General features: G+C 61.5%; 11 protein-coding genes. 3 read left to right on the forward strand and 8 right to left on the reverse strand.

What is annotated here, in order from left to right; genetic code table 11:
* Positions 1 to 98: 98 nt before the first annotated feature.
* Positions 99 to 485 carry an Hsp20 family protein gene (locus NOM06_RS16900; protein ID WP_255912461.1) on the forward strand — a complete coding sequence of 129 codons (387 nt, stop codon included), beginning with the start codon at positions 99 to 101 and terminating at the stop codon, positions 483 to 485.
* A 72-nt stretch (positions 486 to 557) separates the two neighbouring features.
* On the opposite strand, the gene NOM06_RS16905 is transcribed toward NOM06_RS16900, so the two are convergent.
* Positions 558 to 1,808, reverse strand: a complete 1,251-nt coding sequence (locus tag NOM06_RS16905; protein WP_255912463.1) for a valine--pyruvate transaminase — start codon at positions 1,806 to 1,808, stop codon at positions 558 to 560.
* 293 nt (positions 1,809 to 2,101) lie between these two features.
* Between NOM06_RS16905 and NOM06_RS16910 the strand changes: the two genes are divergently transcribed.
* Positions 2,102 to 2,335, forward strand: a complete 234-nt coding sequence (locus tag NOM06_RS16910; RefSeq protein WP_255912465.1) for a hypothetical protein — start codon at positions 2,102 to 2,104, stop codon at positions 2,333 to 2,335.
* On the opposite strand, the gene NOM06_RS16915 is transcribed toward NOM06_RS16910, so the two are convergent.
* Positions 2,265 to 3,089 (reverse strand): helix-turn-helix domain-containing protein, encoded by an 825-nt coding sequence (locus NOM06_RS16915; protein WP_255912467.1) that lies wholly within the window; start codon positions 3,087 to 3,089, stop codon positions 2,265 to 2,267. The genes NOM06_RS16910 and NOM06_RS16915 overlap by 71 nt on opposite strands.
* A 92-nt stretch (positions 3,090 to 3,181) precedes the next feature.
* Between NOM06_RS16915 and NOM06_RS16920 the strand changes: the two genes are divergently transcribed.
* Positions 3,182 to 4,309, forward strand: a complete 1,128-nt coding sequence (locus NOM06_RS16920) for a multidrug effflux MFS transporter (RefSeq protein ID WP_255912469.1) — start codon at positions 3,182 to 3,184, stop codon at positions 4,307 to 4,309.
* Between the two features lie 4 nt (positions 4,310 to 4,313).
* On the opposite strand, the gene NOM06_RS16925 is transcribed toward NOM06_RS16920, so the two are convergent.
* The 6 genes from NOM06_RS16925 to gorA form a co-directional block, all read right to left on the reverse strand.
* Positions 4,314 to 4,997 (reverse strand): response regulator, encoded by a 684-nt coding sequence (locus NOM06_RS16925; RefSeq protein WP_255912471.1) that lies wholly within the window; start codon positions 4,995 to 4,997, stop codon positions 4,314 to 4,316.
* 58 nt (positions 4,998 to 5,055) lie between these two features.
* Entirely contained in the window at positions 5,056 to 7,644 is a 2,589-nt protein-coding gene (locus NOM06_RS16930; protein ID WP_255912473.1) for a sensor histidine kinase KdpD, read from the reverse strand.
* A gap of 126 nt (positions 7,645 to 7,770) precedes the next feature.
* Positions 7,771 to 8,298, reverse strand: coding sequence for a potassium-transporting ATPase subunit C (locus NOM06_RS16935; protein WP_255912475.1), 528 nt, complete (start codon positions 8,296 to 8,298; stop codon positions 7,771 to 7,773).
* A 62-nt stretch (positions 8,299 to 8,360) separates the two neighbouring features.
* Positions 8,361 to 10,418 carry a potassium-transporting ATPase subunit KdpB gene (kdpB, locus tag NOM06_RS16940; protein ID WP_255912476.1) on the reverse strand — a complete coding sequence of 686 codons (2,058 nt, stop codon included), beginning with the start codon at positions 10,416 to 10,418 and terminating at the stop codon, positions 8,361 to 8,363.
* A gap of 67 nt (positions 10,419 to 10,485) precedes the next feature.
* Positions 10,486 to 12,180, reverse strand: a complete 1,695-nt coding sequence (gene kdpA / locus NOM06_RS16945; RefSeq protein ID WP_255912477.1) for a potassium-transporting ATPase subunit KdpA — start codon at positions 12,178 to 12,180, stop codon at positions 10,486 to 10,488.
* A gap of 457 nt (positions 12,181 to 12,637) precedes the next feature.
* Positions 12,638 to 13,987: a glutathione-disulfide reductase gene (gorA, locus tag NOM06_RS16950; RefSeq protein ID WP_255912478.1), complete on the reverse strand. Its 1,350-nt coding sequence runs from the start codon at positions 13,985 to 13,987 to the stop codon at positions 12,638 to 12,640.
* Positions 13,988 to 14,023 lie beyond the last annotated feature (36 nt).

Consider the following 14,023-nt stretch of genomic DNA (forward strand, 5'->3'; position numbering starts at 1 on the left):
GGATGACGTGAGCGCGTTAAGGATCAGGGTGTTCACGTTGGCCGGAATGGCTGTTCAACTTCGCCGGAATACGCACCAACGCCATCGGCTTCGAGCGGATGGCCCGTGAGCTGGAAGGTCTGTTCGAGCAGAAGACCGCCGCTTACCCCCCGTACAATATTGAAAAGCGCGATCAGGATGGCTATCGCATCACGGTCGCCGTGGCTGGCTTCGAGCGCGAAGAGCTGGAGCTGGAGACCGAACACGGCACTCTCAAGGTGAAGGGGCGCAAAGGGGCTGCGGCCGGTGAACGTCAGTTCCTCCATCAGGGGATTGCCGAGCGTGACTTCGAGCTTGCCTTCAAGCTGAGCCAGCACGTGGAGGTGCAGGGCGCCAAGCTGGAGCATGGTCTGCTGACCATCGATCTGGCGCGCGAACTGCCAGAGGCGCTCAAGCCCCGCGCCATCCCCATCGGTAAACCCGATCAGCTGGCGCTGCCCGGCTAAGCAAACCGGATCGCGATAAACAAGAAAGGCCTGCATCTGCAGGCCTTTCTGTTTTTGTATCGCCGGATTGGATTAACCAGCGTAGAGGGCGTTGATTTCGTCGGCCAGAATGGCGATGCCGCGGCGAACCAGCTCCTCGCTCTGGGAGTAGTTGAGGCGGATGCACTCCTGGCTATGGCGCCACTCGGGGTCGTCGATGCCGGGGAAGAAGTTGTGACCCGGCACGATCAGCAGGTTCTTCGCCTTCAGTCGCTCGTACAGCTCCTGACAGTGGATCGGCAAGCCCTCGAACCAGAGCCAGAGGAAGAGGGCGCCTTCCGGCTTGTGGATATGGAAGCGCGGGTCGGGGATCGCTTTGCGCAGCAGCTGCACCGCCAGCTCCGCCTTCTGCTGATAGAAGGGTTTCACCACCTGTTCGCTGAGGGCAATGATATCGCCGCTCTCGATCATCGGGATGGTGATGGCGGGGCCCAGACTGCCCGGTGCCAGATTGATGATGCCGCTCAGGTTGGTGATGGCCTGAATGATCTTCTCGTCAGCGATGACGATGCCGCAGCGGGTGCCCGGCAGGCCCAGCTTGGAGAGGCTCATGCAGAGGATGGTGTTGGCGTTCCAGAACGGCTTGGCTTCGCTGAAGATGATGCCTGGGAAGGGGACGCCGTAGGCGTTGTCGATCAGCAGCGGAATCCCCTTGTCGCGGGCGATCTGATCGAGGTGTTCGATCTCTTCGTCGGTCAGCACATTGCCGGTCGGGTTGGTCGGGCGGGAGACGCAGATCACCCCGATATCGTCACCCACCTGCAGGCTCTCGAAATCCACGTGGTATTTGAACTGGCCATCGGCCAGCTTCTCTATGGTGGGCTTGTAGGCCACGAAGTAGTCGTCCGCCAGCGCCGAGTCGGCATAGCCGATGTACTCGGGGGCGAGCGGGAACAGCACCTTCTTCTTGCGGCCATCGGCAAATTCGCCGGCCAGCAGGTTGAACAGGTAGAAGAAGGCATTCTGGCTGCCGTTGGTCAGGGCGATATTGCGGGCCGAGATATCCCATCCCAGCTCCTTGCTGAGCAGGGCTGCCAGCGCTTTGGTGAACCTGTCTTTGCCCTGCGGGCCGTCGTAGTTGGCCATCGCTTTGACCAGCTCGCCGTTGTCGAGCAGGCTCTTGGCCTCGGCCTGAAAGCGTTCCAGCATGGCGGGGATGGGGGCTGGATTGCCGCCACCCAGCATGATGGCGTCCGGATTGGTCAGCCCCTGATTGAGGTCATCCATGAGTTGGGTAATGCCGGCGTGGCGAGTGAACTTCTCGCCGAACAAGGAAAATTCCATTCAGTGACAGATCCAGATTTGAGTTACGGGGATGTAGCACCATAGCTCAGTTTAAAAGCGGGTGTCGATCAAAAAGATGGGACGTTCCACGTGGAACATGGTGCAAAAATCAAGCGTGGTTAAAAGCACCAACTGTTGGTTTAAAAATGACCGAGTGGGATGCATTTTGCGACTCAATTTGGTATCGATATATAGTTAATTTAAACAAAATCATCATGTTATGAATTGCGTGAGGATTGGCACAACTATTGGAATAGCTATCTGGTCATCTCAACCATACCGGAGCAAACCAGATGAAAAGCCTGATCGCTACCCTGATTGTGAGTGTCCTGAGCCTGAACGTGATGGCCAACGAAAACCCGCGGCCCGAGCTGGAGAGTGCCCAGCTGGAGCAGGATGTGAAGAGCGAGTTGCAACAGGCATCTCATGCCGTGGTGCAGGATGCGCTGCACAATCTCAAGCCGCTGGCGCTGGATACCCTGGTGGTGGAGGCGAGTCAGGCTGTGGCGACTCACCCCGAGAGTTGAGGTAGCGCAGGGGGGTCTGTCCCGTATGTTGTTTGAAGAAGCTGATGAAGGCGCTGTCGCTGGAGAACTCCAATGCCGAGGATATGCGACTGATGGATTGCCCCTCGGCCAACAGCTCCATCCCCCGCAACAGCCGCCACTGCTGACGCCACGCCTGATAGCTCATGCCGGTCTCCCGCATAAAGATGCGGCCAATGGTTTTGTCGCTGGCACCAATTTGTCCGGCTAACTGATTTAGCCGCTCCGGCAGGGTATCCCCCCGTTTCAACTGCTGTAGCCAGTCGTCCAGTCTGGGATCCGTCGGCAGCGGTAACTGCCACGACTCTCGCGGCGCCTGTCCCAACTCCTCCATAAACAGTGCCACCGTCCGTTGTTGCTGCTCTTGCGGTTTGTTCCACGGCCAGAGCGCCATCCGTTCGATCAGTTCGTGCAGCAGCGGATTGACCGCCAACACCTCCACCGTGCCGGGCAACTCGGGGTGCGGCTGGAAGTAGAGGGAGCGGTAGGCCACCACACCACGCATCAGTACCCGGTGGGCTGTGCCCGCCGGCAGCCAGGCGGCGCGGGTGGGTGGCAGCAGGCAGACCCGACCTTCCAGCTCCATGGTCATGCAGCCGGATTGGGCGAACAGCAGCTGATGGCGTTGATGTTGATGCAGGCCCGAGTCGTGCCAGCCGAGGGCGGAGGCAATGCCGATCACGCTGCCGGTCAGCTGGTCGGGCTCAAAAGGGTGATCGGGAAGAATAAAGGCCATATGTCCGATTTTTGATGTTTATAGTCCTGCTTATTGTAATCAGACAATCGGCATCTCTCTAGAATGGCGACCTCTTGTGAAGGAGGTTTGTCATGAACAACAAGTTGCCACCGCTCTGGTTGGTGGTGGGATTGATGATGTTTCCCCAAATTGTGGAGACCATCTACAGCCCGGTCCTGACCCACATCGCTACCCAGTTTCAGGTGAGCGAAGGGCAGGCATCCCAGACCCTGTCGGTCTATTTTCTGGCGTTTGCGGTGGGCGTGGTCTGCTGGGGGCGGCTCTGCGATCTGATCGGGCGGCGTCCCGCCATGCTGGCCGGTCTGCTCACCTATGGTGTCGGCACCCTTCTGGCGCTGCTGGCCAACCAGTTAGAAACCCTCCTGCTGGCCCGGGTCATCGCGGCTTTTGGCGCCGCGGTGGGCTCCGTGGTGACCCAGACCATGCTGCGCGACAGCTATCAGGGTAGCGATCTGGCGCGGGTCTTCTCGGTGATGGGCATTGCGCTCTCACTCAGCCCGGTGCTGGGGCTGCTCAGTGGTGGCCAGCTGGCGAGCGGGTTTGGCTATCTCGGGGTGTTCAGTGGTCTGCTGGTCCTGGCGGTAGGTTTGCTGCTGGTGACCTGCTGGCAGTTGCCGGAAACCCGTCCGGCCACCAGCCAGCGAGTCGCACTCTGGCCGCTGGCGTGCCGGATGATGAAGGATGGCGGACTCTGGCGCAGTGCCATGCTGGTCGCCCTGTTCAACACCATGCTGTTTGGCTACTACAGTCTGGCCCCGTTCCTGTTTGCCGGATTGGGATTGAGCACCGGCGAGTTTGGCTATTCGGGGATCTTGCTGGCGCTGGCGACTCTGCTCGGCAGCCTGCTCAACAAGTATCTGCTGGGGAGGGGGTGGCTGCCGTCCTCTCTGAGTAGACTGGCTTGCGCTCTGGCGCTGGTCGCCGGGCTGCTGGTCTGGGCGAGTCAGTCCAGCCTCTGGTTCCTGCTGCCCATGATGGGAATCGTGGTGGCCTTCGGACTGGCGATCCCCAACGTGCTGAGTCAGGCGCTGCTGGCCTATCGCGAGGTAGCGGGCAGTGCTGGTGCCCTGTTCGGGCTTGGCTACTACCTGCTGCTTAGTCTGGGGTTGGCGGTGGCGGCCGGATTGCAGGATCTCGGCCTGTTGCTCAGTGGCTGCGGCCTGCTGGCGCTGCTTTGCTGCGGGCGTCGTTCCACGTGAAACGTCAGTTGCCGATAAAGCGGTAGCCAATACCGGATTCGGTCTCGATAAGCGTTGGTTGCTGGGGGTTATCCCCCAGCTTTTTGCGCAGGCTGGCGATAACGATGCGCAGGTAGTGGGTGTCCTCCTTGTGGCTCGGCCCCCAGATGTCATTGAGCAGCTGGGTCTGCATCACCAGCTTGCCGGGGTGGCACACCAGCGCCTGCAACAGGGCGAACTCCTTGCGGGAGAGGGGGATCTCCTCCTCCTTCATGGTCACCTTGTGGCTGCTGATATCCAGCGTCAGGCCGCATTGGGGGAAGTGGCGCCGCTCGCCGCTGCTGACGCCAGCTCGTTGGCGCAAGAGCACGCGAATGCGAGCCATCATCTCGCCGATGCCGAACGGCTTGCTCATGTAGTCGTTGGCGCCGGCATCCAGCAGCCGCACCTTCTCCTGCTCCGAATCGCGGGCCGACAACACCAGCACCGGATTGGGGTGGTGTTCGCGAATGGCCAGCAACACCTGAATGCCATCGCCGTCAGGCAGACCGAGATCGAGGATCACCAGATCGGGGTTGAGGTGGCGATACTGCTCCAGCCCTTCATTGACCCCCACCGCCTCACTCACCTGATGCCCCTCGGCAATCAGGCTGATCCGCAGAAAGCGACGGATCGCCGCTTCATCATCTATGACCAGAATGTGCGCCATCGAACCTCCAGAGGCGAATGGTGGGAGGGGCTGAGTGACCCGATCTGGCGGTCAACCATCAGACCTCCGGTGAATTGAGGGCGAGCGGCAGGGAGATGCGCATGCAGGTGCCGTTGCCATTGGGGCCAGAGAAGGCCCAAATCTTGCCGCCGTGGGCCTCTATCATAGCGCGGGAAATGGCGAGGCCAAGCCCGGTGCCACGGCTGCCGCAATCGCCCACCGGTTGGGTGTAGAAGAGATTGAAGATCTTCTCCCGATCCGACTCGGCGATACCGACCCCGATATCGATGATATCGATGATAAGGTCGGGTTCGGCCACCATCACCTTGAACTCGATGGGGGTGCCTGCCGGCGAGTAGCGAGAGGCGTTGTCGAGGATGTTGACCAGCACCTGCTCAATCAGGGCGCCGTGCACATAGAGCTGGGGCACATGCTGATCGAAATGGACCAGCAGTTTGTGCTGGCGCCAGGAGGAGTCGAGCCGCTTGCGGGCGCTCTCCACCAGATCCGCCAGATCGACCCAGTCCCGTTTCAACTGGAAGTCGGGGGAGCCGATACGGGTCATATCCAGCAGATTCTGCACATAGCTGTGCAGGCGGCGCGCTTCCTCCTGCACCGAGTGGAGCAGTTCGTCACGGTCTTCGGCGGGGATCCGGTCACCATATTCCAGCAGGGTGCTGCCTGCCCCCATGATGGTGGCCAGCGGTGTTTTCAAATCGTGGGAGACCGAGGAGAGCAGAGCGGCACGCATCCGGTCGGTCTCCGCCTGTAGCTGGCTATCGGCCAGCCGCTCGTTGAGGTCGATCCGCGCCAGCGCGGCTCGAATGTCGGTGAGCAGCGCCTGCAGCTGGTGTTCGGCAGAGGAGGAGAGCGGATTGGCCAGCGTTATGCCGATCACCAGATCGTCGCTGAGATGGTGATACTGGGCCTCGGCAGCATTGAGGGTGGCGGTGTGGGCTCCGGCGCTCTGCTTCTGGGCCAGACACCAGTCGATGGCCGCCTTGTCGGTCTGGCCGGGCCTGTGCTTTTCGTTGCCGAGCCGATCGTTGAACTCCTTGTCGATCACCACGGTCGGCTGGCCTAGCGCCAGTGCAATGGCCTGGGCACCTTGTCTGAGCACCTCCTCCGGGCTACTGGCGGTCGCCAGCCCCTGACTGAGGGAGAGTAATGCATTGCCCAGCTGCTGGGTCTCGCGCAGGCCGATCAGCTGTTGCCGCTGGCGGGAGGCGAGCCGTCCCGCCGTCATGCCGACGATAAGCAGCACGAACAGGGTGAGCAGGTCGCTGTGGTTGGCGACGCTCAGGGAGAAGTAGGGGGCGGTGAAGAGCAGATTGTGGGCGATAAAGCCCAGCACCGCTGCCAGCGTGGCGGGTACCAGACTGGTGGTGAGGGCAGTCGCCAGCACCCCCAGCACGAAGATGAGCGGCAATGCTGCGGGCGGCAGCCAGTAGGAGAGCCCCCAGGCGGCGGCCGAGGTGATCCCCATGATCACCACTGCCAGCAGGCTGTGGTGTATATCCTTCGGCGTCGGGACGCGCATCCCCACTCTGTGTTTCTGTTTCTCGGTATCGACCAGGGTGATCTCCAGCCCCTGTGCCTGCTTGAGCAGGTGCTGCACCAGCGAGCGACGCCACGGCGCCTTGTGGGGTTTGCCAAGCAGCAGTTGGGAGACCTGCTGCTGCTCGGCAGTTTCCAGCAGGGTATTGGCGACAGCCGGACTGGAGAGGGTCAGCACCTTGGCACCGAGGTGGGAGGCGAGCGCCAGCGCCTGCTCCACATCGGCCGAGCGGCAGCCATTGCTGTCGACATGCACTACCAGCCAGGGAAGTTGGCGGCGCTGGGCAAAGCGGTGGCCGTAGCGCACCAGCGCCGAGCCGTGCAGGTCACCGAGGCAAACCATCAGCTTGCCCCGCAGCGGCAAGGTGCTCTTGCCTGCTGCCTGCCATTGCAGTTGCAGATCGCCCTCCACATGGCTGGCGGCAGTCTGCATCGCCAGCTCCCGCAATGCGGTGAGGTTGTTGAGGGAGAAGAAGGATTGCAACGCAGCCTTGGCCTGATGGGGCACATAGACCTTGCCCTCCTTGAGGCGGTCGAGCAGCTCCTTGGGGGGCAGGTCGATCAGCACCAGACTGTCGGCCTCCAGCAGCACCTGATCTGGCAGAGTCTCTTTCACCCTGACCCCGGTCAGCTGCCACACCAGATCGTTGAGACTCTCCAGATGCTGCACGTTGAGGGTGGTGTAGACGTCGATCCCGGCGTTGAGCAGCTCCTCTACATCCTGCCAACGCTTCTCGTGGCGGCTGCCGGGGGCGTTGCTGTGTGCCAGTTCGTCCACCACGGCGATGGCCGGTTTGCGGGCGAGCAGGCCGTCGAGATCCATCTCCTCCAGTCGCTGCTGGCGGTGCATGTGGATCTTGCGCGGCATGATGGCGAGCTTGTCGAGCAGAGCCAGGGTCTCCTGCCGGCCGTGGGTCTCCACCACGCCGATCAGGATGTCTACCCCCTCTTTGGCCTGTTCCCGCACCGCCTGCAACATGGCGTAGGTCTTGCCGACGCCGGGAGCGGCCCCGAGAAACACCTTCAGCTTGCCCTTGTGCTCCTGTTCCAGGCTCGCCAGCAGGGCGTCGGCCCTTACCTCATCACGCATCCCCATGCTCCTGCATCAGACTTGTCAGCAGGGCGTCAGCGCTTGCTACATCAGCCATTGTTATCCCTATCGAGCCAACCGCCCGTTGCGAAAATCGAGGTCATCACCAAACCGGAATGGGCACCATCAGGCGCCCTTTTGATGATCCAGTTGCAGATTCAGCTGGAGAATGTTGACCACCTGCGGGCCAAGGATACCAGCTTGTGTGGCCGACTTGACCTGCTCCGTCAGTTGGGCGGGATCCAGTCCACGTTCTTTGGCGACGCGGTCGACCTGAGCCAGCACCGCATCCAGCGGCAGGTGGGGATCGAGGCCGGAGGCGGAGCGGGTCAGCATGGCGGGGGAGCTGGTTCCCGGCTGTGCCTTGGCGGCCTGTTCGGCAAACGCTGCCCGCAGCGGCGAGCTCATCCCCAGATTGCTGGCACTGCCACCAATGGTATTGAAATCGCTGGCGGAGGGACGGGGATGGAAGTAGTCAGCCCGCTCGAATTTCTGCCCCAGCAGGGCGCTACCGATGAGTTGCTGCTTGCTGTCGGTCAGCTGGCTGCCGTTGGCCTGCCAGGGGAACAGCAGTTGGGCCAGCCCGGTGACCGCCAGCGGATAACCCACTCCCAGCAGCAGGGTCAGGGTCAATAGGGTTCTGATTGCTATCATGATTCTCTTGCTCCAAAAGGATGGCTGGGGATGCGGGTTCGCCCCGCATCCCGGTTATGTCGTTACACCAGACCCAGGCCGGTAATGACCAGATCAATCAGCTTGATGCCAATGAAAGGCACCAGCAGACCACCGACCCCGTAGATCAACAGGTTGCGGCGCAGCAGGCTGGCGGCCGATCCCTTCAGGTCGACACCGCGCAGGGCCAGCGGCACCAGCGCTACGATGATCAGGGCGTTGAAGATGATGGCCGACAGGATGGCGCTTTGCGGGCTGCCCAGCTGCATCAGGTTCAGTACCCCCAGTTGCGGGTAGGCGGCGATGAACAGAGCTGGCAGGATGGCAAAGTACTTGGCCACATCGTTGGCTATGGAGAAGGTGGTCAGGGCGCCACGGGTCACCAGCAGCTGTTTGCCGACCAGCACCACATCCAGCAGCTTGGTGGGGTTGGAGTCGAGATCCACCAGATTGCCCGCCTCCTTGGCAGCCTGGGTACCCTCGTTCATGGCCAGACCCACGTCAGCCTGCGCCAGTGCCGGTGCATCGTTGGCGCCGTCACCGCACATGGCGACCAGACGACCATCGGCCTGCTCCTGCCGGATATAGGCGAGCTTCTTCTCCGGCGTCGCTTCGGCGATGAAGTCATCCACCCCGGCTTCGGCGGCGATGGCGGCGGCGGTTTTCGGGTTGTCGCCGGTGATCATCACGGTACGGATCCCCATATGGCGCAGGATCTGGAAGCGAGCCTTGATACCTGGCTTGATGATGTCCTTGAGGTAGACCACCCCCAGCAGTTTCTCCTGAGTGCAGACCAGCAGCGGAGTCCCACCCTGACGGGCGATGCTGTCGACTGACTTGAGCACCGGCTCAGGCACCGCCTTGCGGTCGAGGCTGAGGTAGTTTAGTACCGCATCGACAGCCCCCTTGCGATATTGATGACCGTTGCGATCCAGTCCGCTCAGCCGGGTTTCGGCGCTGAAGGGGATCACCTTGTCGCTCTCCAGCTGACTCGGCTTGGCCATGCTCTTGCTGGCCAGAGTCAGGATGGATTTGCCCTCCGGGGTGTTGTCACCCAGCGAGGCCAGCATGGCCGCTTGTGCCAGCAGGGCGGGGTCGACACCCGGTGCCGGGATCAGCTCATCCGCCATCCGGTTACCGAAGGTGATGGTGCCGGTCTTGTCCAGCAGCAGGGTGCGCACATCACCGGCCGCTTCGACGGCACGGCCAGACTTGGCGATGACGTTCAGCTTCACCAGTCGATCCATACCGGCAATGCCGATGGCGGAGAGCAGGCCGCCGATGGTGGTCGGGATCAGGGTGATAAAGAGAGCGATCAGGTAGAGACGCGGTACCTGGGTGCCGTTGTAGTCGAGGAACCAGGGCAGGGTAGCCACCACCAGCAGGAAGATGAGGGTCAGCCCGACCAGCAGGGCGTCGAGCGCCATCTCGTTGGGGGTCTTCTGGCGCTTGGCCCCTTCCACCAGTGCGATCATCCGATCCAGCGTACTTTCGCCCGGATTGTTGCTGACGCGCACCCAGATCTCGTCGGAGACGACCGTCGTGTTGCCGGTCACGCCGCTGCGGTCGGTACCCGACTCGCGGATGACGGGGGCGGATTCGCCGGTGATGGCCGCCTCGTTGACCGAGGCGATGCCGGCGATTACTTCACCGTCGGCCGGGATCATCTCGCCGCTGCGTACCAGCACCAGGTCCCCCTTCATCAGGCTGGTGGCGGGTACCCACTCGCCCTGACCATCTTTGGCATTCGCCACCCGGCGGGCCTTGAGCTGGCTCATGCCCGCTTTCAGGCTGTCGGCTCGCGCCTTGCCGCGCCCCTCGGCCAGGGTTTCCGCGAAGTTGGCAAACCAGAGGGTCAGCCAGAGCCAGGCGGTCAGCTGCCAGGCCAGCGAGGGGGCGACGCCGGAGAAAGGCTGCCCCAGCAGGGACTCCACGGTCGCCATGACTGCGGCCAGCCAGAGGGTGAACAGGATGGGGCTGCCAAACAGTGCCTTGGGATTGAAGCGATAGAGGGCCTCAACCATTGCCTGGATGATCTGTGATTTCTGTTTTTTGCCCTTCACCAACATGGTGTCGGTGCTCATTGTAGTGGACTTGCTCATTGGAAAGCTCCCAGCATCAGATAGTTGGCCATTGGCATCCGGATGGTGATCGACAGGGTCAGGTTCATCAGAGTGCCCCTCCGATCAGACTCAGATGTTCGGCCACCGGGCCCAGTGCCAGCACCGGCAGGAAGGAGAGGCCACCTATCAGCAGGACGGTGATGATCAGCAAGGTAACGAACAACGGGCCGCTGATGGGGAAGTCCCCTTCGCTCGTCTCCTGACGGGGCGCACGGGCCAGCTGACCGGCGATGGCCAGAACCGGAATGATGTAGCCGAAGCGACCGAGCAGCATGGCCAGACCGATGGCGATGCACTGCCAGTTGTCACCGGCGGCAAAACCGGCGAAGGCGGAGCCGTTGTTGCCGGCAGCCGAGGCGTAGGCATAGATGAGGCGCGACAGACCGTGTGGGCCATCATGGCCGATGATGGTGCTGGCATCCGGCATCAGCAGGGTGACACCACCGATCACCAAAACCCCCACCGGCATGACCAGCATGCTGGCAACCACCCACTTCATCTCAGTGATGCCGAGGCGTTTGCCCAGATAGGTCGGGGTGCGACCCACCATCAGACCGCACAGGAACACGGTCAGCAGCACGAACAGCATCATGCCGTAGATACCGGAGCCGACCCCGCCGAAGATGACCTCACCCAGCAGCATGTTGATCATGCCCACCATGCCGCCGAGCGGAGTAAAGCTGTCGTGCATGGCGTTGACGGCACCGTTGGAGGCGGCAGTGGTCGCCACTTCCCAGATGCTGGAGAGCACAGGGCCGAAGCGGCTCTCCTTGCCTTCCCAGTTGCCAGCCATGTTGCTGGCGTCAGTGGTGAGGTGGGCGAGGGCGGGATCCGGTTTCAGCTCCTGGGAGAGGGAGACGAAGAGCCCCAGCACCAGCATGAGGGTCATGGCACCGAGAATGGCGCGGCTGTGGGCCATGTCTTTCACATAGCGGCCCAGAGTAAAGACCATGGCGGCGGCGATGGTGAGCAGAGCGACCATCTCCAGCCAGTTGGAGAGGGCTGTCGGGTTCTCGAACGGGTGGGCGGAGTTGATGCCGAAGAAGCCGCCGCCGTTGGAGCCCAGTTGCTTGATGGCGATCTGCGAGGCCGCCGGGCCGAGAGGCAGCAGCTGCTCCTGACCCTCCACACCGTGGAACGGCAGATAGGCGGAGAGGCTTTGCGGCACCCCTTGCCATACCAGCACCAGCGCCATGATCAGCGCGATGGGCAGCAGCACATAGAGGCAGAAACGCACCAGATCCTGCCAGAAATTGCCAAGGTTGATGGTCTGCTGACGGGCGATACCGCGGAACAGAGCAATGGCGACGGCGGCGCCCGTCCCTGCGGAGACGAAGTTCTGGGTGGTCAGCCCCACCATCTGGCTGAAGTAGGAGAGGCTGGCCTCACCGGAATAGGCTTGCCAGTTGGTGTTGGTCATAAAGCTGACCGCGGTGTTGAATGCCAGTTGCCAACTCAGACCCGGCAGTTGTTGCGGGTTGAGGGGCAGCAACCCCTGCGCCATCAGGATCAGGAACAGCAGACCGAAACCGGCGCCGTTGAAGGCCAGCAGGCTGAGGGCGTAGGACTTCCAGTCCTGCTCCCGTCCATCGGTGCCACAGCAAGCCAGCGTGGCGCGCTCGACCGGTGCCAGCCAGCGGATTTTGCCTTCAAATACCCGGTAGATGTAGTTGCCCAGCAGCGGTGCCGGCAGCAGAACCAGCAGCACGAAGGCCACCGGATAGATTATTTCTTGCCACATGTTCTAGTTCCTCACTCGTGACTGCGCGTGAGTGCGCGCATCAGATAGGCCATCAAGGCGAGGACGAGCAGCAGATATAGCCAATTCATATCGACTCCATTGAGATAATTAGCTGCGAGAGCCGATGTAAGACCATATCGACTCTGTTGGTGTCATTGACGCTGAAAAGGGTATGTAAAACAGGCGTAAAGGCGCCATAAAGCGCCATGTGGCAGGCGTAAAATCGGCGTAAAGAACGGCGGATTTGCGAGAGAAATAGCGAGGAGGGATCAAAAAACCCGGCCTGAGCCGGGTTTGGGAGAAGGGGTTAGATGGTTGTCGAAGCCGGCTCCTCGTGACAGGCCAACTTCAAACGTACCTATCGCATTGTCACGAACTCTTCAGCGCTGGTGGGATGAGGCATGGGAACGCAGTTGTTGAAGTTGGCTTGATAATGACAGGCCAACTTCATCTGCCCTTAACGCATAGTGACGAACTCTTCTGCACTGGTCGGATGGATAGCCACGCAGTTGTCGAAATCTGCCTTGGTGGCGCCCATCTTCATGGCGACGCCGAAACCTTGCAGGATCTCGTCCATCGCAAAGCCGATACCATGCAGACCGACCACCTTCTCTTCCGGGCCGGCACAGACCAGCTTCATCCGGGTGGGCTGGCGATGCTGGGTCAGCGCAGAGTACATGGCGGTGAACTGGCTGCGGTAGACCTTCACCTGGTCCTCGCCGTATTGGGCGATGGCTTCAGGTTCGGTCAGGCCTATGGTGCCGATGGGCGGGTGGCTGAACACCACGGTCGGCACCAGATCGTAGTTGAGGTGCTCGTTCGGCTTGTTGTTGAACAGCCGCTCGGAGAGGCGACGGCCCGCAGCGACGGCCACCGGGGTGAGCTGGATGCGACCCGTGTTGTCACCCACTGCATAGATGTTGGCGACGGCGGTGTTCTGGAACTTGTCGGTCGGGATAAAGCCCTTCTCGTCCAGCGCGATGCCTGCGGCAGCCAGATTGAGGTTGTCGGTAGCCGGTACCCGGCCGATGGCCCAGATCAGGCAGTCAACGGTGAGGTGGCGACCATCTTCCAGTTGCAGGGTCAGGCTGTTGTCAGCGTTTTTGAGCACGGCTTTGGGAATGGCGTGGGTGTGCAGCTTGGGCCCTTCCTGCGCCATGATTTCGACCAGTGTCTCGTGGATCATGGGGTCGAAGTTGCGCAGCGGCGCGTGCTTGCGCACCACCAGATGGGTCTCTGAGCCGAGCGCGTGCATCACCCCGGCGATCTCGACTGCGATGTAGCCAGCACCCACCACGGCAACCCGCTTGGGTTGGCTTTGCAGATCGAAGAAACCGTCGGAGTCGATACCCAGCTCGGCTCCCGGGATCGCCGGAATTTCCGGGCGGCCACCGGTAGCGATCAGGATGTGATCTGCGGTGTAGTGCTCGCCATTGACCTCGATGGTGTTGCTGCTGACGAAGCGGGCGAAGCCCTTGATGACGGTGATCTGGTTCTTGCCCAGCACGTTCTGATAGGACTGGTGAATGCGGCCGATGTAGGCCTGGCGGGACTCGACCAGCTTGGCCCAGTTGAAGTGGTTGAGGGTGGTGTCAAAGCCGTAGTCGGCGCCATATTTCAGGGCATCGGCAATCTGGCCTGCATACCACATGGCCTTCTTCGGTACGCAGCCTACGTTGACGCAGGTTCCACCCAACTCTTTGGCTTCAATCAGGGCAACTTTCTTACCGTACATGGCAGCCCGGTTGGCAGAGGCGATACCGCCGCTGCCGCCGCCGATGGCGATATAGTCAAAATGCTGTGCCATTGCGAGGTTCTCCGCTCATTAAGAATGCAATCACAG

The sequence above is a fragment of the Aeromonas sp. JL9 genome, assembly GCF_024436075.1.
Classification (GTDB): Bacteria; Pseudomonadota; Gammaproteobacteria; order Enterobacterales; family Aeromonadaceae; genus Aeromonas; species Aeromonas veronii.